At 44.5% G+C, this 23,847-nt stretch carries 13 protein-coding genes and 1 pseudogene; 10 read left to right on the top strand and 4 right to left on the bottom strand.

Annotated features, from left to right (window positions below; all coding sequences use genetic code 11):
* Positions 1 to 11: 11 nt before the first annotated feature.
* Positions 12 to 677, top strand: a complete 666-nt coding sequence (locus BQ2633_RS02830; protein WP_075564937.1) for a B3/B4 domain-containing protein — start codon at positions 12 to 14, stop codon at positions 675 to 677.
* 242 nt (positions 678 to 919) lie between these two features.
* On the opposite strand, the gene BQ2633_RS02825 is transcribed toward BQ2633_RS02830, so the two are convergent.
* On the bottom strand, positions 920 to 3,073 hold the full coding sequence (locus BQ2633_RS02825) for an elongation factor G (RefSeq protein ID WP_075564935.1): 2,154 nt from the start codon (positions 3,071 to 3,073) through the stop codon (positions 920 to 922).
* 1,905 nt (positions 3,074 to 4,978) lie between these two features.
* On the opposite strand from BQ2633_RS02825, the gene BQ2633_RS02815 reads away from it, so the two are divergent.
* A complete protein-coding gene (locus tag BQ2633_RS02815) occupies positions 4,979 to 6,460 on the top strand; it encodes a hypothetical protein (RefSeq protein ID WP_075564931.1) in 1,482 nt (493 codons plus the stop codon).
* A gap of 301 nt (positions 6,461 to 6,761) precedes the next feature.
* On the opposite strand, the pseudogene BQ2633_RS11555 reads toward BQ2633_RS02815, so the two are convergent.
* Positions 6,762 to 6,944 (bottom strand): annotated as a pseudogene (locus BQ2633_RS11555) (hypothetical protein); the annotation flags it as partial.
* A 184-nt stretch (positions 6,945 to 7,128) separates the two neighbouring features.
* Here BQ2633_RS11555 and BQ2633_RS02800 point away from each other — a divergent pair.
* The 3 genes from BQ2633_RS02800 to BQ2633_RS02790 are packed head-to-tail and all read left to right on the top strand — an operon-like array spanning position 7,129 to position 10,994.
* Positions 7,129 to 9,264, top strand: coding sequence for a GTPase domain-containing protein (locus BQ2633_RS02800; RefSeq protein WP_075564929.1), 2,136 nt, complete (start codon positions 7,129 to 7,131; stop codon positions 9,262 to 9,264).
* A gap of 1 nt (position 9,265) precedes the next feature.
* Complete coding sequence (locus BQ2633_RS02795) at positions 9,266 to 10,012, top strand: GTPase (RefSeq protein WP_075564928.1); 747 nt, start codon at positions 9,266 to 9,268, stop codon at positions 10,010 to 10,012.
* 10 nt (positions 10,013 to 10,022) lie between these two features.
* A complete protein-coding gene (locus BQ2633_RS02790; protein ID WP_141700117.1) occupies positions 10,023 to 10,994 on the top strand; it encodes a LeoA/HP0731 family dynamin-like GTPase in 972 nt (323 codons plus the stop codon).
* A gap of 135 nt (positions 10,995 to 11,129) precedes the next feature.
* On the opposite strand, the gene BQ2633_RS02785 is transcribed toward BQ2633_RS02790, so the two are convergent.
* Both BQ2633_RS02785 and rpsA read right to left on the bottom strand, forming a co-directional pair.
* Positions 11,130 to 11,945: an IS4 family transposase gene (locus BQ2633_RS02785; protein ID WP_075564926.1), complete on the bottom strand. Its 816-nt coding sequence runs from the start codon at positions 11,943 to 11,945 to the stop codon at positions 11,130 to 11,132.
* Positions 11,946 to 12,547: 602 nt separating this feature from the next.
* Entirely contained in the window at positions 12,548 to 14,332 is a 1,785-nt protein-coding gene (gene rpsA / locus BQ2633_RS02780; protein ID WP_075564925.1) for a 30S ribosomal protein S1, read from the bottom strand.
* Positions 14,333 to 14,624: 292 nt separating this feature from the next.
* Here rpsA and BQ2633_RS02775 point away from each other — a divergent pair, with 292 nt between their 5' ends.
* The 5 genes from BQ2633_RS02775 to BQ2633_RS02755 all read left to right on the top strand — a co-directional run bounded on the left by BQ2633_RS02775 (position 14,625) and on the right by BQ2633_RS02755 (position 23,502).
* Complete coding sequence (locus BQ2633_RS02775) at positions 14,625 to 15,110, top strand: hypothetical protein (protein WP_075564924.1); 486 nt, start codon at positions 14,625 to 14,627, stop codon at positions 15,108 to 15,110.
* Between the two features lie 205 nt (positions 15,111 to 15,315).
* The gene (locus BQ2633_RS02770) at positions 15,316 to 18,714 is read left to right on the top strand and encodes a UvrD-helicase domain-containing protein (protein WP_075564923.1); all 3,399 of its coding nucleotides are present in this window, start codon (positions 15,316 to 15,318) and stop codon (positions 18,712 to 18,714) included.
* A 279-nt stretch (positions 18,715 to 18,993) separates the two neighbouring features.
* Complete coding sequence (locus BQ2633_RS02765; RefSeq protein ID WP_075564922.1) at positions 18,994 to 20,241, top strand: phosphoglycerate kinase; 1,248 nt, start codon at positions 18,994 to 18,996, stop codon at positions 20,239 to 20,241.
* Between the two features lie 85 nt (positions 20,242 to 20,326).
* Positions 20,327 to 21,220: an ABC transporter substrate-binding protein gene (locus BQ2633_RS02760; protein ID WP_075564921.1), complete on the top strand. Its 894-nt coding sequence runs from the start codon at positions 20,327 to 20,329 to the stop codon at positions 21,218 to 21,220.
* A 131-nt stretch (positions 21,221 to 21,351) separates the two neighbouring features.
* Positions 21,352 to 23,502, top strand: a complete 2,151-nt coding sequence (locus tag BQ2633_RS02755) for a tetratricopeptide repeat protein (protein ID WP_176720082.1) — start codon at positions 21,352 to 21,354, stop codon at positions 23,500 to 23,502.
* Positions 23,503 to 23,847: the final 345 nt, after the last annotated feature.

Raw genomic sequence — 23,847 nt, 5'->3', positions numbered from 1 at the left:
CTGACTCCATTATGCTTTCTATATCCGTTTCTTCCGAATTTTCTGAGCGTGTGCCCCAATTTAGAGGGGCATTTCTAGAGGTGACAGTGCAAAATTCTGCCACTTCTCCCGAACTTTGGGCTGAAATCGAAGCAAGTTGCGAAAAATTACAAGCCGATTTCACCACCGACACCATCAAATCACGCTCGAGCATTGCTGCCACGCGCGCAGCTTATAAGGCTTGTGGCAAAGACCCTTCGCGCTATCGTCCTGCTAGTGAACAACTTTCCCGCCGTGTCTTGCAGGGAAAAGGCTTGTATAGTGTAGACACTTTAGTCGATTTGGGAAATCTGGTGTCCATTTTTAGTGGTTATCCCACGGGACTGCTTGATGCCGACAAAATCGTGGGAGAATCTGTGGAGTTGGGCATAGGCATAGCGGACGAACCCTATGAAGGTATCGGACGTGGCACACTCAACATCGAGGGACTTCCTGTTTATCGCGATGCAGTGGGTGCCATTGCTTCGCCCACTTCCGACAGCACGCGTACCATGCTCTCACCTACTACGAGCCGTCTGCTTTTCATCATCAACGGTTATGATGGTGATGAGCAACTGCTGCAAGAGAGCATTGACCTAGCACAAGACTTGCTCCAACGCTATGCCCACGCAGGAGAAGCGAGAATCGTGAATTTCTAACTTCGTGTAACGCTAGCACGGACCCTTTTCTTTGTGGAGATGCTACGGCAACTTGGTTTTGTGTTGCTGTGTTAGCCTCTGTCACAGCACAGTCCTCAACAATCCCAAATCGGTCATCAGACCATTATAGTACAAAATTCATCCCCCTCAACACCTTTCGGTGCTGAGGGGGATGTCTGTATAGAGAGGTCTATGTCGTCAAAACATTGTAGTTGCTTGCGTCGAGGTGGAAGTGGCAAAGCCTATTCTTCTTCCTTTTGAGCATGCTCAGCGATAAGTGCCTGCTGGATGTCGGCCGAAACAAGTTCGTAGCTAGCAAACTTCATGATGAAGGAAGCGCGTCCACCGGTGAGGCTAGAGAGGGCAGTGGAGTAGTTGCTCATTTCCTTGAGAGGCACTTTGGCTTGCAACTTCTCGTAGCCATTTTCGGAACTCATGCCCACGATCATACCGCGACGACCTTGCAAGTCGCTCATCACATCGCCCATCTTGTCGGAGGGAACGAACACTTCCACATCATAGATGGGTTCGAGAATCTTAGGTCCTGCATTGCGGAAGGCTTCGGCAAAGGCGTGACGACCAGCAAGCATGAACGAAATTTCGTTGCTGTCTACGGGGTGCATCTTACCATCATAAACGATGACGCGCACGTCGCGAGCATAAGAGCCAGTGAGTGGACCTTGTTCCATGCGGCTCATCACACCCTTGAGGATAGCAGGCATGAAGCGAGCATCGATGGCACCGCCCACAACACTGTTGATGAAGACGAGTTTGCCGCCCCATTCGAGAGAAATCTCTTCTTTGCCACGAGGAGTGATGCGAATTTCTTGACCATTGAAAGTGAAGCTGGTAGGATCAGGCATACCTTCAAAGTAGGGTTCTACGATGAGGTGCACTTCACCAAACTGTCCTGCACCGCCCGATTGTTTCTTATGACGATAGTCTGCGCGCGCAGCCTTCGTGATGGTTTCGCGATAGGGGATACGTTGTTGGTAAAACTCGATTTGAATCTTGTCGATGTTTTCCAAGCACCATTTGAGTGTGCGCAGATGGAATTCACCTTGACCGTGCACGAGCACTTGACGCAACTCCTTGCTTTGTTCCACCACCCAAGTGGGGTCTTCCTGGCGCAAACGAGTGAGCGCAGCCATCATCTTTTCCGTTTCGGCTTCATTTACCGCACGGATGGCACGAGTGAATTTAGGATTAGGATACTTGATGAAGTTGAAACGATGTTCGCTGCCCTTGCCGTTGAGCGTGTTGCCGGTGCGCACGTCCTTGAGTTTCACCGTGCAACCGATGTCACCCGCAGAGAGTTGACTCACCTTTTCGCGGTTAGCGCCAGAGCAAACGAAGAGTTGTGCCATACGTTCCTTAGAACCGCGGTCGGCATTTTGCAAATCGTCACCTTCTTTCACCACACCGCTCATCACCTTGAAGTATTGCACTTCGCCAATGTGAGGTTCAACGCCAGTCTTGAAGAAATAGATGCTGGTAGGTGCGTCTTCCACTGGAGGCACAGCCTCACCGCGAGAGTTGTACACCACGGGCATTTCATTAACGTAAGGCACCACGTTGCCCAAGAATTCCATCAAGCGACCCACACCCATGTCTTTGGCTGCGCAAACACAGAACACTGGGAAGATGCTGCGAGTCACCATACCTTTGCGGATGCCTTCGCGCATTTCGTCTTCGGTGAGTTGCTCTGTTTCAAAGAACTTCTCCATGAGTTGTTCGTCATTTTCTGCTGCTGCTTCCACCAAAGCCTTGTGGAGCATTGTAGCGCGTTCCATTTCTTCAGCAGGAATGTCTTCAATGACGGGAGCACCGCCTTCTTCCTTCCATGTGAGTTTTTTCATCAAAATCACGTCGATGAGACTATTGAATCCAGCCCCAGTTGCCAAAGGATATTGCACAGGAACAGCCTTCTCACCGTAGATGGTTTGCAAATCGTCAAGGATAGCGTCGTAGTCGCAATTCTCGTGGTCAAGTTGATTGACGAGGAAAATGACGGGCTTGTTGAGTTTTTCGGTGTAGCGGAAGTGGTTTTGTGTACCTACTTCAGGACCGAAAGCACCATTGATGAGGAGGATAGCTGTGTCGGTCACATTGAGAGCGGTCATCGCTGCGCCCACAAAGTCGTCAGAACCTGGGCAGTCGATGATATTGAGCTTCTTCTCATTCCATTCTACGTGGAAAGCAGTAGCAAAAACGGAGTATCCATATTCTTGTTCGACTGGGAAGTAGTCGGAAACGGTATTTTTCTGGGTAATACGACCGCGGCGTGGGAGAGCACCAGCATGATAGAGCATGCATTCTGTGAGCGTGGTTTTACCAGAACGGTCGTTGCCAAGTAGGGCAATGTTTTTGATGTCGTGAGAGTTATAAACTTTCATACGAGGTAAAGATTTAGGCGGTGTGCACAGACTTGAGGAAAGGCACATCGTGGTGGGTAAAGATTGCCCGATTGTGAAAATCGGAGGTCAAATAAGGAGCGAACCAACCCCAAATTTCATGGTAATGGAGGGGGATGGCTCTGTTTTCGACCGAAAATTACAAAGAAGCTCTGAATTGACCAACTTTTTCCTTGAAAATTTCAATCTCTAGATAGCATTTTCTTAGTTTTAGGGCGATTTTCTGGGTAAAATCGGTATATGTTGAGGTAAAATGAAAGAGAATTTTGGGGAAGGCGTTGTGTTTGAGCCACGCCGCCTTCGAATCTACCTGTGTGAGTAAAAGTCAAAAACAGGGCTGTTCAACCTTAAAAGATGTTTTAAGCAGAAACTATTGCTGAATCTTTTAAGTTTTGTGTCGCTGCCAGAGAGTTTTTAGAGTATTATTTTTCTGATTTGTGGTTAGGCGATTGCCAGATAAGGCGAGATTCTAAACTAGCCTGCTCATGTCTTGATGAAATGCAAATGAGTAGTGAGTTTTCTCACGCGTGCGCGTCATGCGCGCCTTCCCTGGGATTTTTGATTTTTTGCTTTCACAACCTTCACAGAAGGGTGGATTTTTCCGTTAAGATACCATGTTTCGTATCAGGTTCATGGATGGAAGAGTTTCCTAACTTTTGAGCATTGGTGAGCACCTTTTAACGATGTTTTCTGTTCGTTTGACGAACTTCGTTCCTAATAGGGCTGTAATCATCTGAATATGATTGTCCTACAGAGAATTTTGTGAAGGTTGTGAAAGCAAAAAGTTGAAAATTGCTGTAGGTGCGCGCGTATGCGCGCGCGAGGGAGCTCTTTCTTTGCTTCCACGATATGCGAAGAACTCCGTCTTTTTTTCCTCCTTGATTTTCGAGAGCGTTTTTTGGTGAGCTTAGCTTTAGAGTTACCTTGTGTGATAGTGATGCTTAATGAAAAGTACTAATTTCGTGAGTCTCATCATTGCATCATCTAGTAAGGGCTGGAAAAATCGTGCGACGTATGCTGAAAAAACTCCGACGTTTTTGGAAAAATCTCCCACGTTTTTCCAAAAACGTGGGAGATTTTCTTCAATAGCTCGTACGTTTTTGCGGAGGTGTTGCAATACTCGTTTTTACAGCAGCTCCTTAGGGGCTTTTATATAGGGATAAAATGTAAGGCATTGAGGCTGAAGTGAGCGTACTGAAGTACGTGAACAAAGCTGAAGCTCGAAAATAATGCAGCACTTTGTCTTTATCCTAAATTGGTCATTAGAGCGTTATAGTGCAGAGCATAATGGAGCAGATAACTTCCTGAGCTCTTTCATATTCTTATTGGCATCTTATTTCTCGTTGGTTCTCGTCTTGGTCAACTATACCAAAGGCAAACGGTTCCTTAATTTCGCAGTATTTTTTCTTGTGAGAAAATTTTATATGTTGAGATGCCTTTTTGGGTTCTATATGTTGATATGAGATGCTTCGGGGTTTCTTGGGTCTTTTCTAAGCCTAAAATCGCCCACCCAAACCAAAGGGAAAGGTAACTGAAGAAGAGAGAGCTGACAGAATGCTTTGCCACTACTTCTACGTTTACCCAATACAGATTTGGTAAGTTTGTCAAAGCCCAACTTTGAGAAAATGCCCATAATGTAATAAATTCCACTGAAAGAAGTGAAATTTTCGTTTTTAATTGCTACCTTTGCAATGTCAGTTTTTTGCTTACTTGTTATGTTTACAGCACCGAGATAGGTGAAATTTCTGACAGTTCCAAGAGTTTTGAGAACTATGTTTCTCAGGCACTTGGAGTTCTCACAAGAACTTATGCTGCGGAATTGAGGTGATATGTAAAATCACTACCTTTGCAGCCAATTCATATCAATCTAAAACTCAAATAAGTAAGATGAGAAAAACAGTATTAGGCTTCATCGCCAGCTTCATGTTGCTTTCCGCACATGCCCAAGACCTGAAAATAAAGAAAGGGGAGGTATTACTTGGCGGAACACCAGTAGCACTTGTAAAAGAAGCGAAAAGAGTCTGCGACCTTTCTACGCCAGATGGGAAAAAGGTGTTCACATTCTTCATTACGAACAAGACAAAACAAGGCATCATCACACCAGAAGACTGGCTCCAGTTCACATCACCTGAGGGCGCAGTCTTTGAACTGCAAAACCCGAAAGACAGGATTGTACTGTCCACCACGAAGTACCTTGTCTACAAACTGTTAGACAGCAAACCCCAGATCATCGCAGTGGACGGTATCAAGACATCCACCATTGACGACCTCTTCAAGCAGGGCTCGCGTCCTTTCTCTGCAAAATGGGACAGCCTCTATACCATAGTCAAAAATATGGAGAAAACCGATGAGGAGTTTACCGCACAGCATCCCTTCTCCATCAACAACAATGGTGACATTATCATCAACAAAGAGATGGTGGGAAAGGTTTTTGTCAATGAACATTCATTAGGCAAAAGAGACTATTATGTCAAGGACCGTGTGGGCAACCAAGTAGCGGAGATTAAGCTCGAATCTTGGACCAGGAGCGAGAATTTCAGCAACATAACAACCTGTGATAATAGAAAACTTCCCTTCCTGCAATACAATACTGCATCCAAACTCTCCGAGGACGAGATGTTGCGCCGTATGGTATCAAAACTGCTTGCAAACGGCTATGCACTGGGAGATATGACGGAGAATATCAAGCTGCGACTGGCAAACAAGGCAAAAGCAGATGAGCAACAGGCTGCCGAAGAGGAACGACAGTTGGTGAAAGAGGTCAGAGATGCTTCCGTGAACATCTATAATGTGCCCGGCAAGGTGGTACTTGCTGACGGCACAACACATGAAGGCAACATCACTATCGTATATGAATCTATTGAAAAGAAGATGGGTAAAGGAACCAGTGGAATCCTCGACCTTGACGCACCGGCAATGGGATCAACCGTAACACTGACGCACAACGGTGCGAACGGCAAGACCGAACAGAAGTTCAAGGCTGCAGACAACGTAACCGTCTATGCAGGTGGCAAAACCTATATCGGTGCAAAGGGTTCAAAAGACGGTGTGTTAAGAAACGCCGGCGGCAATGGTTCTCTTAATATCGGAACACGCCACCCACAGTTCTTCGAGGTACTCTTTACCGACGGAAAGGACAATTACATCCTGGAACATCCATTAGATAAAAATGAACTTTATCTGAAGCTGAAGGACAGAAAGGAAGCTATCTATCTTGGCGACAAAGCATTATTAGGTACACGAAGCGAGAAGAAAAGAATTAAGCTGACTACGGAATATCTGAATAAGCCGAGCATGGATGCTGCCAAGTATGACACCCGCACAAAAGAAGGACTCCAGCAGCTCATCGCAGATTATACTGAAAATTAAAAGGAGGACTTCCCCTCCTCCTCCTAAAAGGGAGGGGCATAATGTCCTGTTTTTTCCTTATTCCAATCCTTACAGGTGCTTACTTGCATCGCAACTAAGCCTTACTTAACCTCCAATAGGTGCTTAATTGAAGTCCAATTAAGCACCTATTTGTTTAAAACCTCAATTCCGCAGCGTTTTTCCTTGTGAGGCGATTTTATGTGTTGAGATGTCTTTTTGAGGCTCTTCGTGTTGTTTTGAGGTTTTTGGGGGCTTCCTGGGTCTTGTCTATGCATGAAATCCTCCACCCAAACGAATGGGGAAGGTACCTGAAGAAGATAGAGCCGAAAATGCTTCCATGATTGAATGCCTTGCCGCTACTTCCACGTTTACCCAATACAGATTCGATGAGTTTTTCACAACCCAACTTTGAGAAAATGTCCATAATGTAATAAATTCCACTGAAAGAAGTGAAATTCTCGTTTTTAATTGCTACCTTTGCCATGTCAGTTTTTTTGCTTACTTGTTATGTTTACAGCACCGAGATAGGGGAATTTCTGACATATCCAAGGGTTTTGAGAACTATGTTTCTCAGGCACTTGGAGTTCTTACAAGAATTTATGCTGCGGAATTAAGGGAACTAATTAGCAGTTCATGTTTTACAAAAATACAAAATACACAAAACGCACATGTTTAATTTATTCAAGAAAGTAGAACCAAATAGTTTGGAAGCCGCTCTGAAAGCTTGCCAAGCCGCTAACAAACAAGGATATACTGAGGCTTTGATATATTTGGACGAACTTCACGATTCTATTTCCCAAGCCACAGAGATTATTAGAGACTGTATTGATGGAATGAAAAGATTTCATATTAATGACGCGTCACTAATCAATAATATACGAACTCAGCTTCAGACTGTTCAAACTGAATTTGAAAACTCATATCATGACACTCAAAGCAACTTGAATATCAAGCGAAAGATGTCTGATAAGTTTAATATAACTTTGTTTGGTAAAACAAAAGCTGGGAAAAGTACTCTTATGGAAATTCTTACCCATGGAGATGGTTCACACATGGGCAAAGGGGGGCAAAGAACAACTCGAGACGTTCGTAGCTATGAGTGGAAAGGGATGAGTGTAACAGATATTCCAGGAATAGACGCTTATGGAGGACAAGAAGATGATGCGAAGGCAGAAGAAGCGGCTGTTTATGCAGACTTGATCCTTTTCATGATAACAGCAGGACAGCCAGAAGGAACAGAAGCAGACTGGATGGTTAAACTCAAGAAAATGGATAAACCAATCCTTTGTATTTGTAACTATAAACAAAGTCTTGGAGAAGGTGTGGATGATTTCCGCTTAAAACGACTTCTATCAAATCCTCAAAAACTTGAGGAAAGAATGAATATTAAGGAGCTAGTAAATCAATTCAATATTTTTTTACACGAACAATTACCAAACGAGCATGTTGATTTCCTTATTACACATTTGCTTGCTAAATTTTGTTCGCAACAACCAGAATATGCCTCAAAAAGCGCAGAATTAGAGAAAGTTAGCCGTTTCTCAAATGTTGAGCAATCAATTATCAATGAGGTATATACTAATGGAGTACTTCATCGTAAAAAGTGTTACCTTTCAATAATTGATGCACCTTTGTATCAACAAATGAATCAACTTTTTGCTTTCAGTGCAGAAGCTTATAGTCAATTTAGAGTCATTCAGGATAAGGTGTCTTTATTTAATGACTGGTGTGTATCTTTCAATAAGAACCAAAAGGAAAGAATACAAGGAGTAGTTACACAGGAATACAATAAGGTTAGGAACTCTATCCCAGGTTTTGTTGAACGTCATTTAGAAGATGACGATGTTAACAATGCTTGGAAAAACCATTGTGCTCAATTCAATACTCACAACAATATCGAAAAAAGTGTCAATTCAGTCAAAGACAAACTTGAAGAAAAAATCAATGACATCTTCTCTGAATTAAAAACAGAAATGAACTTTTCGCTTAAGTGGAAAGTTGATACGGGGTTGGGTAATTACCAATTTATCAATTGGAAAAGAGGAATGAAATGGGCTGGTGCAATTGGTTCTGCAGGTCTAACAATTGCTGCAGTTGCACTCTCCTCTGGACCATTAGGTTGGGCAGCACTAAGTGTTACTGCAATCTTTGGATTCTTTACTTGGTTATGCGATTCTCGAGAAGATAAACTTCGAGAAAGAAGAGCGAAACTCTCAAAAAAGCTGAATGAGAGAATAGACAAAGCTGAAAACCAAGCAAAAGAGAAAATCACAAAATGGTATGAACGCAATATTGAGGTTCAGGAAGAACAGATTACCAAACGCTTATCTTTGGTTGGACGTAGCATGCTCTCGCTATCTAGTGGTGAAAGGCAACTTGCAATCGGATATAGCAAGAACCACAGAAATATCACGAAAATGATGATTGCAAATATATTCTATTTGATGAATATACCTATTTCTGAGCTTGATCGTATCATATGCGTGGCAAGGGTACCAGGAAGAAGAATTGCTATTGTCATAGATGGAAGGGACAATCTTCCATTAAAAATATCAGAATTGGCTTCACATCTAGGCAATAATGAAACTATAAGTATTATAAAACTTGATCCTCACAGAAAACTAGAATCTCAAATAGTATTCCTTCTCATATATTTCGGATTTAAGAATAAACCACTTATTAAGAAAGTGAACAACGAAACTCAGACTGTTGTTTATCTTTATGGCAATGGATATAAACAGACTGAACTTGATTCTTTGGATCTTATTCAACAAATATTAAATGTACATATAATTCTAAAGTAATATGGATAGCATTAAAATTCAACAACTCAACAAGGCTTCGCTCGATTTGTTTTCGGATGCGACTAAAGCCTTCGCTTCGTCATCATCAGAGAAACTAAGATCACAATCCAAGTCTGTGCCCACAAAATTTGTAGATGATGACAAAAAAGTTAGAATCGTATTTGTGGGGCAGTACAGTGCTGGTAAGTCTTCTATTCTGTCCATTTTAACAGGACAACAACTGGAAGTTGGTCAAGGTGTTACAACAAATAAGTGCAACTTCCTTGATTGGAATGGTATTGAGGTGGTTGACACTCCTGGAATTCATACTCAAAAGCGTCCTGACCATGATGAAATCACTTACAATGCGATGTCTGAAGCCGACCTTATAGTGTTTGTTTGTACAGCAGAAGGTTTTAGTGACGGATTGGGTACTCATTTCAGAAAACTCTTGATAGAAAAAGGGAAAGGAAATGAGATGATGTTGGTATTCAACAAAATGGAGGATTCCAAGTATGGTAACACCAAAGAAGGACAAGAAGAATTCTTCAAGTGCGACGTGCTCCCAGTGATATCTCCAGAGTATTCTGCAGAAGATTTGTTCGTTACATACATTGACACATATTCTTATCTTGACTCTATTGAGGCAGAAGGTGAGGATAAGGATCAGTTGTTAGAAATGAGTGGATTTTCTTCTCTTTTTGATAACACCAATAAATTTATTCAAAAAAAAGAAAGTAATTGGCAAGTGTACAACTTCTTTGTATAAACTAGAACAGATGCTTTCAGAAGCATTGTCTGAATTCAAGACAGGAGATATATGTGTTGATGGTACTTTGGACTTGCTTAACCAGCAACGCAAAGCCCTTGTTGACGCTAAAGAACATATTAAGACTAAGTCATATAACATAATCAGACGAAACACACAAGAAGTTCGAAATTGGGGATATGAAATTGCGAATCTGTTGTCTTCGTCTGATAATGAAAAAGAAGTAAACAATCGTTTACAAGAAAAATATGATGCAACAGATAGCGTTTATAAGAAAGCAGCCAAAGAACTCGAGGAAGTTATTATGTACGAAAACAACGAACTCCAAAAGTTTGCTCAAAAACTGGAGAAGTCAGAATTTGTAAAGTCCTTAAAATCTGCTATCGAAAGAAAAATTCAAGATGTTAAAATGTCGAAGCAAACTGCATCCAATCTTAAATCAGGTGCTGAAAAAGCAGGTGAAGCAGGAAAATGGATGTCAAAATTTGCAACAGGTAAGAGTGCCGAATCCGGATGGAATGCCATTTTCAAGCTTGGTACATACTCAGGTTCTAATGCACATCAATCAGTTCTTAAAGTTGGTCATTTCTTTGGCCATAAATTTAAGCCTTGGGAGGCCGTAAAGACAGCATCTAAGATCGGCAAATTTGGCAAGATACTCGGTGTAGGAGGTGCTCTTTTAGGAATTGGTTTGCAGATTTGGAACGATCATGAAGAAAGTAAGGCTGAGAAACAACTTATTTCATATCGTAGTGACATCCGAAACTCTTTTGGTGAAGTAGCAAACGTTATCGACATGCGTTTTGATGAGGACACTCAAACATGGGTTGAAGATAATTTGAATCCAAAGATCGCCGATATTGACAATCAAATCAAAGAAATCGAGAATGAGCAAACTATCAAGGATAAAGAGTTTGCCCTCTACAGCGAAATGCTTATTAGAACAAGAAATCTGATAGAAGAAGTACAAAATGAAATTTAACATAGGTGTTCATCCTATATAGATTGACAACAATACAAATTATTGCTGTCCGGTAAACTTCCAAACGACACAAGAAAGTTTCCCGAAGCCCTTTAGAATAGGACTTCGGGCTTTCATTTTGAGAAAACAAGCCCCCTAATCGAATAATGATGGTTCCGAGGGTGGGGATTTAGCTCTTTCAGCCCAAATTGTACACTCATCCTTTTGAGGATCTTCCATGAAAGCGATGAAATTGGTGTAATACATGAGCGTCAATCTAAGCATGGCTACGATTTGAGAAAAAGAAACGTGTCTTTTTATCATTCTAGAGAGCACTGTGCACAAGAGGTTGGCAATGAGTACAACCCAGGTTTGTATTTGGATGGCATTCACGCTCTCACCATAGAAAAAGTGCAAAGGAAAATTCTGTTTCAGTTGTTTGTATAGCGTTTCTATAGCCCACCTGCACTTGTAGATTTCAGCAAGTTGCTCAACCGATAGTTCAAAATTGTTGGTCAGCAATCTCACTGACTTACGAGAGTTATTGCTCCATAGCTCTACACATCGGGCTTCGTGCCTTACCTTCTCTTTCTCAAAAAGAATGTGTTTGTCGATATGAGTGACTAGACCATCACGAGAAACATAGGCTGTAGAATAGAGCTCCTTGTAGTTAAGATTCTTCTTCATCTTAGTCACATAGCAGACACCTTCTTCGGTAAGCCTTTGAAACTGAGCATAGTCAATGTAGGCTCTGTCCATTGCCAAGGTGGAATCTTGGGGCAGGTGCACCTTTTTGAGAAGATAATGATCGTGTTTGGCAGCAGAGGTCAGTTCTACCACCATGGGTACACCTACTTGATACTTCATAATGGTGTGTACCTTCATGCCGCCTTTCTTCTTTCCGCTTTTAGGATGTCTGCCTACTCCTTTGAGAATGTTATCAAAGAGCGTGATTGTGGTAGAATCCATCATATACAGCTGCTGTTCCTAGGCTTTTTGACAGCTCACTGAGCAGCTGTCCGGTAAAATATGTACTTTTGCTCATGTTGCTAGTTTTTTTTCCAACAAGCAAAGTAACAAAAGAGGCTGAAATCCTGCAAGAGGGTTTCAGCCTTATTTTTATCATCAGAAAAACTTTTACCGGACAGCTATATATGTTTTTAAGCGGAGGTGTTGCAAAACTTGTTTTTACAGCAGCTCCTTAGGGTCTTTTATATAGGGATAAAATGTAAGGCATTGAGGCTGAAGGGAGCGTACTGAAGTACGTGAACAAAGCTGAAGCTCGAAAATAATGTAGCACTTTGCTTTTAACCCAAATTGGTCATTAGACCGTAAAAGCGTTACTGGTAACGGAAAAGATTAGGACCTCTCCTTTTTCATTTTCTTATTGGCATCTTATCTCTCGGTGGTTCTAGTCTTGGTCTACTACACCAAAGGCAAACGGTAAACAATTTCCTCCACAATCAAATAAAATCTGTTGAGAATGTAAGGATCTTTTGGCGATTGGGGGGATACAAAAAAAGCACCTACTCCGAGGTGGAGTAGGTGCTAGGTGAGAAGAGAAAGAGGGGAGATTATTGACCCTTTTCCATCTTAGCCTTAAGCGCTGCAAGAGCATCGATGTCACCAAGGCTAGTAGAAGCAGCTTGGTTTTGGATGTTAGCAGTGTTTTCTTCCTTGCGAGGAGCAGCAGCACGGCGAGTCTTCTTTTCGCTGCGTTCTGCAGATACGCTTTGGTCGAAAGTGCGAGTGTGAGAGAGGAGGATGCGCTTGCTGTCCTTGTTGAACTCGAGCACAACGAAGTTGAGCTTGTCGTTAAGTTGAGCCTTGCTGCCATCTTCCTTCACGAGGTGCTTAGGAGTTACGAAGCCTTCAACGCCATATTGGAGCTGAACAACAGCACCCTTGTCGTGAAGTTCGATGATAGTACCTTCGTGAGTGCTACCTTCGGTGAATACAGTTTCGAATACATCCCAAGGATTTTCTTCGAGTTGCTTGTGACCGAGGCTGAGACGACGGTTTTCCTTGTCGATTTCGAGCACCTTAACTTCGATAGGAGCACCAACTTGAGTGAACTCGCTGGGGTGCTTCACCTTCTTAGTCCAAGAGAGGTCAGAGATGTGGATGAGACCATCAACACCTTCTTCGAGCTCTACGAATACGCCGAAGTTAGTGAAGTTGCGCACCTTAGCAGTGTGCTGAGAACCAACGGGGTATTTCACTTCGATATCCTTCCAAGGATCTTCCTTGAGTTGCTTGATGCCGAGAGACATCTTGCGTTCAGTGCGGTCGAGGGTGAGGATCACAGCTTCGATTTCGTCACCTACCTTGAGGAAGTCTTGTGCAGAACGGAGGTGTTGGCTCCAAGACATTTCAGAAACGTGGATGAGACCTTCAACACCAGGTGCGATTTCTACGAATGCACCGTAGTCAGCCATCACTACTACGCGGCCCTTAACCTTGTCGCCCACCTTGAGGTTAGGATCGAGTGCATCCCAGGGGTGAGGAGTGAGTTGCTTGATACCAAGAGCGATGCGCTTCTTTTCTTCGTCGAAGTCGAGGATAACCACGTTGAGCTTTTGGTCGTCTTGAACCACTTCGCGAGGATTGCTCACGCGACCCCAAGAGAGATCAGTGATGTGTACGAGACCGTCAACGCCACCGAGGTCGATGAATACACCGTAGTTGGTGATGTTCTTAACGGTACCTTCGAGCACTTGACCCTTTTCGAGCTTGCTGATGATTTCTTGCTTTTGAGCTTCGAGTTCAGCTTCGATGAGTGCCTTGTGGCTAACTACAACGTTCTTGTATTCTTGGTTGATCTTGACAACTTGGAATTCCATAGTCTTACCAACGAATACATCGTAGTCGCGGATGGGCTTCACGTCGATTTGTGAACCGGGGAGGAACGCTTCGAGACCGAATACGTCTACGATCATACCACCCTTGGTGCGGCACTTGATGAAACCCTTGATGATTTCCTTGTTCTCGAGGGCTTCGTTGATACGCTCCCAAGACTTGCTAGCGCGAGCCTTCTTGTGAGAGAGTACGAGTTGACCCTTCTTGTCTTCGAGGCTTTCCACGTAAACTTCTACAGTGTCACCAATCTTGAGATCGGGGTTGTAGCGGAATTCGCTTACGGGGATGATACCATCGCTCTTAGAACCGATGCGCACCACAACTTCACGCTTGGTGATGTTAGTAACTTCACCTTCAGCAACTTCGTGCTCGTGAACGTTGTTGAGAGTTTGGTCGTAGGCAGCAACGAGAGTTTCCTTAGCTTCGCCAGCTACGCTACCGTTTTCAAATGCGTCCCAGTCGAAATCGGCCAAAGGAGCAATGTTTTTGAGATTCTCCATTAATGTTAAGTTTGTAGATAAATAAATGAATGAATGATGTGCCATCGAAAGTCCGCACAAAGTGGGTGTCCCATATTGGAGAAACGGGGGCTGCACCCACGTTGACCGACGTATCAATGGTGGCTCATGAGCCATTGAGCCATAAGCCGCTGCAAATATAGTAATTATTTCTGGATTTTACGCTCTTTGTGTGAGATATTTAGCTATATATGAGATATTTTCCTCGCCTTTGCTTGTTTTGGTGCTCTTTTTTGTGTAAATTCGCTGCTACTAATTCCTAAAAGATAACGCAATGCGTAAATTACTTTATATCATGGTGGCTTCCGTGCTCACTATGTTTGCTTCGTGCGATTGGTTCAAGTCGAAAAAGGACGCAGAGGGTGACACCACCACTGTTGTTGCTCCAGCAGAGGTCGATAGCACCCTTTATGGGAAGGTTGTAGACGATTTTGGTATGAGCACGTTTGCAGTGCAGCAGACTTCTGGTCAAGTACTTGAATTGTTGCGTTCGCATCAAGATGGCGGTGCAGCAGAAATCTATGGTGATGTGCGTGTAGGCGATGAGTTTGCCTTGACCACCACCGATGGCGGAGAAGCGCTTGATCGTGCCATCAACGTGACGGAAGTGAAGGCATTGACCAACGATTTCAAAATCATCAATGGCAAACTCTTGCTCAATGTGGCAACAAGTCCTGATACGGTGCAAATCATGACCCTTTCTGCCGACAGTTTGATTGCAAAGGGTGCAACGCAGGTGTATCGTTTGGGCAAGAAATAAGTAGTAATACTAGAAATAAACAACAGAGGAATACCTCCTTTGCGTGGGAGATGGTGACTGATTAGTGACCATCTCTTTGTCGTCAAATAGTGAGTGTGAGACATGCCTCGCACTGTAGCTCTGCGAGGGTGGACATCGCGGAAAAATATATCGAAAACCATCGACAAGGACCAATAGTGAAGCACAACTTCCCAAAGAAAACGCCATGAACACTTCCAAACTAATACACGTGTATAAAGCTTCGGCTGGTGCTGGAAAAACCTATACGCTGGCTGCGGAATTTATAGCCAATCTTCTGAATGATTTCAAGACAACTCGTGAACCGCATCGTCATCAGTTGGCGATAACCTTCACGCGCAAGGCGACCACGGAGATGAAGGAGCGTATCTTGGAAAATCTCTATGAACTCGCGCACTGCGTGGAAGAGCAACAAGCCTTCTTGAATGTGGTGCGCCAGAAGTTGTTGGTGCCAGCAAGTGATCGTGAGATTTCGCTCATGACACGGAGCTTGTTGCGCCAGATTCTGCATGGTTACGACCGATTTCATGTCACCACCATCGACTCTTTCTTCCAGTCGTTGCTCAGTAATTTGGCTCATGAACTTGGTTTGACCGCTACTTTCAAAGTAGACCTCAACAACGATGATTTGTTGCAGCGAGGTGTGGACAAAATGCTCCAAGGTCTCGAACCCGATTCGCAAGAATTGAAATGGGTGTCGCAATACATCGAACAGCGATTGGAAGACGATAGCGACAAAAGTTGGCGTGTGGAGCATTCTCTGTCCAATCTGGCGCGAGAGCTGACTAAAGAGAGTTATGTGAAACAGCGACGTTTGCTTCAAAATTTCACGCTTGACAATGACTTAGCAAAGCGTTATCGTGATGTTTTGCATAGTTTAAAGAAGAACTCGATTGAAGAAATTCAGCAGTCTGCGCAGGATGCGGAAAATTTTATTGTTGGTTCTGAAGGATATAGCAGAATCAGCCGCGGTGGAGATGTGGAAAAGTATCTGCATCGTGCGATGGAGTACAAATTTTCTACGACAGATCCGAGTAACACAGTGCTTAAGATTGTGGATGATAGTGGCAAAGCCCTCAAAGCCGCAGATAAGAAGACAGGAAAATATGATAGTTGGGCAAGTGATTTGTCCAATCACTTAGAACAGTTGCTCACCACGATTGATAACGCCAACTTTACCATCAATTCGTGCGACTTGAGTCTTCAGCACTTCAATGAACTTCGCTTGCTCGATGCCATCTCAGCTTCCGTGCAAGAACTCAATACGGAGAACGACACTTTCCTCTTGGCTTATACCCCGATTCTTTTTGCCGAAATGGTGGGACAGAGTGAGGCATCGTTTGTGTTTGAACGAGCTGGCACCCAGTTTAACCACGTGATGATCGATGAATTCCAAGACACCTCCGAACTGCAGTGGACCAATTTGCGCAACCTCTTTGTGGAGAACATTGCACACGGCAATAGTTGCATGCTGGTGGGCGATGTGAAACAAGGCATCTATCGTTGGCGTGGAGGAGACTGGTCGGGATTGGCAAATATCAAAGATGATGCAATCACGGATATTCAAACCCTCGATTCCAACTTCAGAAGTGGAGAGAAGATTGTGAACTTCAATAATGCGATCTTCGTGAAGATGGCGCAAGTGATAGCTGATGCTAGCGAAGGAGGTGCAGCAGGAGAGGGTGGTGTGCTCACGTCGCTTTATGCAGAAGATTTGGTGAAGCAAAACCCCGTGCGCGAAGGCGGCTTTGTGCGTGTCTTGATAGAGAAAAAGCCCGAGAAGACAACTTCTTCTGCTAAGAACAAGGCGGATGCAATAGAAGCAAGCGAAGACAACGAAGGAGAAACAGCAGAATTTTCGCCAGAAGATGATTTGCGAGAACAGATCATGCGCTTATATCGTGCCGGAGTGCCCTTTGACAAGATGGGGATTTTGGTGCGTAACAATAAAGATAGCGGAAAACTCATCGAGTATTTTGCTGAATATGAAAAGGAGCACGCCAACGATAAGGATTTCATTCGCATTGAATTAGTCTCTGATGAGGCTTACGTGTTATCTGCTTCTAGAGGAGTGCAGCTCATAGTGAAAGCACTACAGTATATCCACAATCGCACGGACGAAGTGGCTTTGAACTATGTATTAAAACACTGTCCAGAGGAAGCGAAGGATAAAGTTCATGGTCTTTTGGTAGAATGGAGTAAACAGTCTTATCAAATGCTGCCATTCTACGACCTCATTCAGCAGTTGATTCACTACTTAGAGCTCGATAAACAACCAGGTGAGGCGAGTTATCTTTATAGTTTGCTAGATATGGTAGTGGCATTCTTGGATGATAATGTGCCTGACATTGGGCGTTTCCTTCAAGTTTGCGAGGAGTCTTTAGGCAAAAAGTCGGTGCCCGCTTCAGTGGTGAAAGGAGTGCGCATCTTGACCATTCACAAATCCAAGGGATTGGATTTTCACAGTGTGTTTATTCCTTACTGCAACTGGGAACTGGTGAGTAGTGGTCAAAAGCAGTCGATGATATGGACAAGTCCTCAGGAGGTGCCCTTCAATGAGATTCCATTGCTGCCCGTAAAATTGAGTGCGGCTGCAGAAAATAGTATCTATAAAGACGAGTATCTGCAGGAATTGCGAAATCAGCGCATCGAAAATCTCAACTTGCTCTATGTGGCTTTCACCCGTGCGCGTCAAAACTTGGTGATTTGTGCACCAAAATTGCCGAGAAATTATGATAAGAGCATCGTGCCTGCTTTGCAGAAAACAATCACCCAACTAGGATGGACGGATTTGATCGATGGCGATGTGCGACTCGAAGAGGATGATACACAGATACTCCTAGAGATTGCTCAACCTTCAACCGCAGAGTGCATAGTCGCTACTCAAACAACTTCTCTCGAGGATGGGAAACCCGCGAAAGTAGTGAATGAAAAAAAGAAGAATCCCTTCAAAATCAATGCGATTACCGAAAGAGTGAACCTTGAAACTTCCAATCACGATGTGAAGTTCCGTCAGTCGCAAAGTGCGCGCTTGTATAATGCTGCTCTTATGGAAGCGGTGCAAGCGGGCAATGCCGAAGGTGATGCGGCGAAGGTGTCGAATACTTCCGAACTAGATTTGGAGTTCTTTGCCAAACGCGAAGCAGCTAAGCGACGTGGTACACTGCTGCATCATCTGATGGAAGAGATTGAAAGCGAAGCCGATGTGGAAACCGTGTTGCAATCTGCGATTTGCGAAGGAAAGATTGCGCCGATCGAAGAGGTGGGCGAAATGCGAAAACTCCTGCACCGCGCGATGAAGCATGAAATCGCCAAGGAATGGTTTGATGGCACGTGGCAACTCTATCGTGAATGCACCATTTTGACTCGCGATGAAAACGGCAATGTGCATGCTCCTCGTCCTGACCGCGTGATGATGCGTGGAGATGAGGCCATTGTGGTGGACTATAAATTCGGACTACCGCGTCCGGACTATCACGAACAAGTGCGACACTACTGTCAGCTCCTTCAACAAATGGGCAAACAGAACGTGAAAGGCTATCTGTGGTATGTGGCATCGGGCATCGTGGAGCCCGTTTCGTTGTAAGGGAAGGGAGGCTTTGACTGTGCTTTTTCGCTTTTGAGACCCAATCCGAAGGGTAGTGGACAAAGAGAAGCACAACTTTCTCTTTGCATTGGATGAAGAAGGCGAAAATAATTGCTATAAAACAGTCAACATCCCAAAGTTTTTCGTAAATTTGCCCTGTAAATTCTTGACACGCTCTGTACCTCTCTGTTGGGGGCTATCAAAAGTCTCTTTAAGGGTGTCTCGGAGCATTCTGGAATCCTCGACAATCACAAATAATTCATCAATACTCATATCATTATGACTATCGACTCTTGTAACTTTGCAGGCAAGAAGGCCATCGTACGTGTAGACTTCAACGTGCCTCTCAATGAAAATGGCCAAATCACCGACGACACTCGCATCCGCGGTGCGTTGCCCACCCTCAAGAAGGTGCTTGCTGATGGTGGTGCTCTCATCATCATGAGCCACATGGGTAAGCCCAAAGGCAAGGTTAACCCCAAGTTCTCTTTGGGACAAATCAAGGACGCTGTAGCTGCTGCCCTCGATGCTCCTGTTTCTTTTGCACCTGATTGCGCAAAGGCACAAGAAGCTGCTGCCGCTCTTAAGGCTGGCGAAGTGCTTCTTCTCGAGAACCTCCGTTTCTATCCTGAGGAAGAAGGCAAGCCTGCTGGCATTGACAAGGAAGATCCTGCTTACGAAGCTGCAAAGAAGGCAGTAAAGGAAAGCCAAAAGGAATTTGCCAAGACGCTTGCTAGCTATGCTGACTACTACATCATGGACGCATTCGGCACCGCTCACCGCAAGCACGCTTCTACTGCTGTCATCGCTGACTATTTCGATGCAGACCACAAGATGCTCGGCTATCTCATGGAAAAAGAAGTGACTGCTGTTGACAACGTGCTCAACAACATCAAGCATCCTTTCACTGCTATCATGGGTGGTTCTAAGGTGTCTACCAAGATTGGTATCATCGAAAACCTCATGGACAAGGTGGACAACCTCATCCTCTGCGGTGGTATGACTTACACCTTCGCTCGTGCACTCGGTGGCAAGATTGGTATTTCTCTCTGCGAAGAAGACAAGCTCGACCTCGCTCTCTCTATCATCGAGAAGGCTAAGGCTAAGGGTGTGAACCTCGTGCTCGGCACTGACTGCGTGGCTGGTGACGACTTCAAGAACGATTGCAACACACAAGTTGTTCCCGTGGGTGACATCCCCGAAGGTTGGGAAGGTCTTGATGCAGGTCCCGAAAGCCGCAAAGCATTTGCTGCTGCCATCGAACCCGCCAAGACTATCCTCTGGAACGGTCCTGCTGGTGTGTTTGAGTTCGATAACTTCACTGGTGGCTCACGTGCTATCGCTGACGCTATCGCTGTAGCGACTAAGAACGGTGCATTCTCTCTCATCGGTGGTGGTGACTCTGTAGCTTGCATCAACAAGTTTGGTATGGCTGATCAAGTTTCTTATATCTCAACTGGTGGTGGTGCTTTGCTCGAAGCCATCGAAGGTAAGGAACTCCCCGGTGTAGCTGCCATCAAAGGCTAATCTATCGCCAAAAACTTAATAGATAATTATAAAGTTATAGGGACAGCGGTGCACCGTCACTGCTGCTCTATAACTTTTTTTGCTTATGAATAGTCTAAAACTTCCCCTTCTCCTTTTCATCGCTCTCTTTGTGGGATGTTTTGCCACTAGTTGTGGTGGAGAGAAAGCGAACAAAGACGAAAATACAGAGGTGAGTAGTGTCAATGATGTGCCTGATAGTCTTTCGTTCATCATAGCCTGTCTTCCCACCTACGAGAGTCTTCCTTTCTACTATGCCAAAGCCGCTGGAATAGCAGACTCTTTGTCGCTTCCTCTTCGCATCAAAACATACCAATCTCAGTTTGATGCAGATACAGCTTTGTTGGGCACTAGAGCTGATGCAGGCGTCACTGACATCGTGCGCCAACAACATTATGCTACACAAGGAAAGATGCGCGGTTACGTGGCATGGATTCCGCTGCAAGGTGAGTGGCAACTGTTAGTCGGTGGGCGTTTGCGTCTCACCGAGATGAAGCAGCTCAAGCAACGCACCATTGCCATTGCGCGTTATAGTAGTTCTGATCAATATACAGCGCATTTGCGCGACAGTCTTCGTTGGAAGTTTGACGATATGTTGCGTCCTCAAATCAACGATTACCGTATCCGCCAACAAATGCTCGACAATGAGCAAATAGACGCAGCTGTGTTGCCGCAGCCTTTCGCCCTTCGTGCCAAAGGAAATGGGCAACGTGTGTTAGCCACATTGCCTTCCTCTTATCATCAGCATGCGCTTTATCTCAGTGCACAAGCTCAGCAAGATGCTAAAAAATCCAAGCAAGCTGAGTTGTTGCAGCGAGTGTATAATGCAGCTGTGCAGCGTATCAACCATAAGCCTGGTGCTGTGTTAGACAGTGTACTCATCCGCACCTATAAACTCACACCTGAGCAAGTGAAACAAGTGCGTTTGCCTCACTATAATGAGGTGAAAACCGACAAGTAGTCGATGCAAATAGCACGAGACATCCAGAGGAGATGCCCATATTACCTCTGCCTTATACGCTGTATTCCACATTTCGTGCATCTTCTCTAGCTTGCTTTAGATTGCTCCAAAATTTTTTTCACGCTTCTCCCATGGACACGACCGTTTACCTCACTCTCCGCGATGATTTTGTGAAAGCCATTCACAATCGTCGGTTGCTTGATGCGCTTCGCGCGCTTCAAGGGCAGTTGTCATGGGTAGGGGGCTGGAATAGTCGTCAAGAGCATGAGCGAATTGTGACGGATTACGAACACTTGTTGCGTGATTTCCGACAAGGTGAGGCGAGTGCCACTTATCAAGAGCGCAATGAGAGCTTGTTTGAGCGCACTTATCTCCTCGGACTCTCCTTGCATCACGCCTTTATAGTGGAGCATACGCAGCAGCTGCGTGCCAAATTGTGGCAGAAGTATGCCGATCAGCGTCTACAGCAACCTCTTGAGAATGTATTGCGTTACGAAGTAGACAATCACATTCTCTTCGATAGACTCTATTGTGCAGCGCCTTGGACAGCCGAAGTAGTGGAAGCTGCTGAAGAACTTATGCAGCATCCCAATCGAAGCGAAGACACTCGTGCTACAGTGCTTTCTGCGGTGACGTTAAGTTTGTTGGCAAGTTTTGATCCAACGCAATGCGCGTGGTTGTTGCGTCAAACCGAAAAAACACTTTCTTCTCTATTGCGGGTGCGTCTTTGTGTGGGACTGGTGTATATTGGCATTCATCAAGCGGCACAGATTGCTTTGTTTCCTTCCTTGGTTCAACAATGGAAGGCGTGGACAAATCGTGAAGTTTGGCAAGAAGATTTGCGCATTGTGCAGTCTACCATATTGGCTTCTGCGCAATCGCGTGATACGGCTACTGATGCTTCACAACTGATGGAGCGATTTTCACAGATGCCAGATTCTTCAAATGCACAAGCCAAACAAACTTTCATGCGTGAGATGGCAAGTATGGTGGCAGAACGCTTTGTAGATGGTTGGGCAGGGATTGACATTGCTTTGGGAGGATTTAAGCGGATGTATCGTCGCTTTCCCTTTTTTCAAGAAGCAGCCAATTGGTTTATCCCCTTCTCTGTAGAACGTCCAGAACTTCGGCATTTAGAAGAGGTAGACAGTAGAACGCTCGAATTGCAACATCGCGCGTTTGGCACCACCGATCTCTATATCATTGCAGAGATGAATCTCGCTAGTAAAAGACTTGTTGAGCAAATGCCGCAAGAAATGAAGGACAAAATCGATGAAGTCTCTGCTGAACTCCCTGACGAAAGAAAGGACGTAAAATTTGATCTTGCAGAAGAAGATACGGCGATGCTTCAAATTTTGCGCAATCATCGTAAGAATAGCGGAGTAGCTGACCTTATTTCTACGGAGTCACAGGAATTTCGCATGCTAAAGTTGACGTATAATGGCTATATCCACGACACTTATCGTTTTTTCCATCTTTTCGTAGCGCGCAATGAAGGGGAGAATCCTTATCGTGACAACCTCCTGCTTCGCGATTCTATCTTATTTCGTGGGGCATTTGAGGAAGAAGCGTCACTCGCTGTGTTAGGACAACTTAGTTTTGCCATCAAGGATTATCGTCATGCCCTAACCTTCTTCCAACTCCTTCCTCGTGAGCACCGCGATGTGCGTCTGCGTTTGGCACAGTGCAACCATGCCACTGGTCATTATGCAGAGGCTGCTCAGCTGTTGGAACAATTGGTAGAAGAGGAAGATGATGAAAGTCTTTTGCGTTTGCTTTCCAATTGCTATGATCTGTTGGAAAGTCGTGAAGATGCCTTGGTAGCTTGGATCCGCTTAGAACAACTCTATCCAGATAGTCTTGAAATTGCAAAGCAACTCGCGCAGCGTTTCTTTGATTTGCAACTCTATAGCGATGCACTTGACCAGTTACATAAGATACTTTATCACAAGCCTGAAGAGTTTGAAGCCATCCTTTTGAAGGCGCAATGCTATCTATTGATGGGGCGCGTAGCGGATGCCCAAAATCACTACACTATGTTGCTTGAGCAAGCACCCGAGCATGCCAAAATCTTGAAAAATGCGGCTCATTGTGCCTTACTCTTAGGGGATCATGCGATGGCAGCTCGTTTGTATATGGCATATCTCGAGGAAGAAGAACTTAAGTTTGTGCACGAAGATTTCTTTGACAATGCCATAAAGTATTTGCAACCCATTGGCTTTACTCCTCAAGTAGCTTCTTTCATGCGCGATCTCCTCAATAGTGAATTGCAGCATCAGTAGCGATTGCTTTCTTTGGTGAGTGTAGCTACATTCTTTCACTGATACTTAGACGCTAATTTTCGTCTTGTTCAGCGCGACTTTTTCTTCTGGATTGAAGAATAGTCGCGCTGTTTTTTTGATGTCTATGGGATTTGTCGGAATGCTCCCGAAGACATTCTATACGTAGCTTTCGCCTACGTTGGGATATCTTGGATTTTGAAGTTGCGATATGGGAACTTACTCTGGTTGCAACCCAACATCGTGGATAACTGCAGAAGAAACACGGCACCACTCGTGAAGAATGGTGCCGTGTGTAGAGAGTAAGCTAGAGGTGAGATTAATGAATACAGGAGCATCCAGCGGGTG

Source organism: Ihuprevotella massiliensis (assembly GCA_900095835.1).
In the GTDB taxonomy this organism is placed as follows: domain Bacteria; phylum Bacteroidota; class Bacteroidia; order Bacteroidales; family Bacteroidaceae; genus Alloprevotella; species Alloprevotella massiliensis.
This window is presented reverse-complemented; position numbering and strand designations above follow the sequence as displayed.

What these genes read in the sequence shown, in the direction of transcription:
- BQ2633_RS02800 (WP_075564929.1), top strand. Translation starts at nt 7,129, where the DNA reads ATGTTTAATTTATTCAAGAAAGTAGAACCAAATAGTTTGGAAGCCGCT.
- BQ2633_RS02765 (WP_075564922.1), top strand. Translation starts at nt 18,994, where the DNA reads ATGACTATCGACTCTTGTAACTTTGCAGGCAAGAAGGCCATCGTACGT.
- BQ2633_RS02760 (WP_075564921.1), top strand. Translation starts at nt 20,327, where the DNA reads ATGAATAGTCTAAAACTTCCCCTTCTCCTTTTCATCGCTCTCTTTGTG.
- BQ2633_RS02790 (WP_141700117.1), top strand. Translation starts at nt 10,023, where the DNA reads ATGCTTTCAGAAGCATTGTCTGAATTCAAGACAGGAGATATATGTGTT.
- BQ2633_RS02825 (WP_075564935.1), bottom strand. Translation starts at nt 3,073, where the DNA reads ATGAAAGTTTATAACTCTCACGACATCAAAAACATTGCCCTACTTGGC.
- BQ2633_RS02755 (WP_176720082.1), top strand. Translation starts at nt 21,352, where the DNA reads ATGGACACGACCGTTTACCTCACTCTCCGCGATGATTTTGTGAAAGCC.
- BQ2633_RS02830 (WP_075564937.1), top strand. Translation starts at nt 12, where the DNA reads ATGCTTTCTATATCCGTTTCTTCCGAATTTTCTGAGCGTGTGCCCCAA.
- BQ2633_RS02815 (WP_075564931.1), top strand. Translation starts at nt 4,979, where the DNA reads ATGAGAAAAACAGTATTAGGCTTCATCGCCAGCTTCATGTTGCTTTCC.
- BQ2633_RS02775 (WP_075564924.1), top strand. Translation starts at nt 14,625, where the DNA reads ATGCGTAAATTACTTTATATCATGGTGGCTTCCGTGCTCACTATGTTT.
- BQ2633_RS02785 (WP_075564926.1), bottom strand. Translation starts at nt 11,945, where the DNA reads ATGATGGATTCTACCACAATCACGCTCTTTGATAACATTCTCAAAGGA.
- BQ2633_RS02795 (WP_075564928.1), top strand. Translation starts at nt 9,266, where the DNA reads ATGGATAGCATTAAAATTCAACAACTCAACAAGGCTTCGCTCGATTTG.
- BQ2633_RS02770 (WP_075564923.1), top strand. Translation starts at nt 15,316, where the DNA reads ATGAACACTTCCAAACTAATACACGTGTATAAAGCTTCGGCTGGTGCT.
- rpsA (WP_075564925.1), bottom strand. Translation starts at nt 14,332, where the DNA reads ATGGAGAATCTCAAAAACATTGCTCCTTTGGCCGATTTCGACTGGGAC.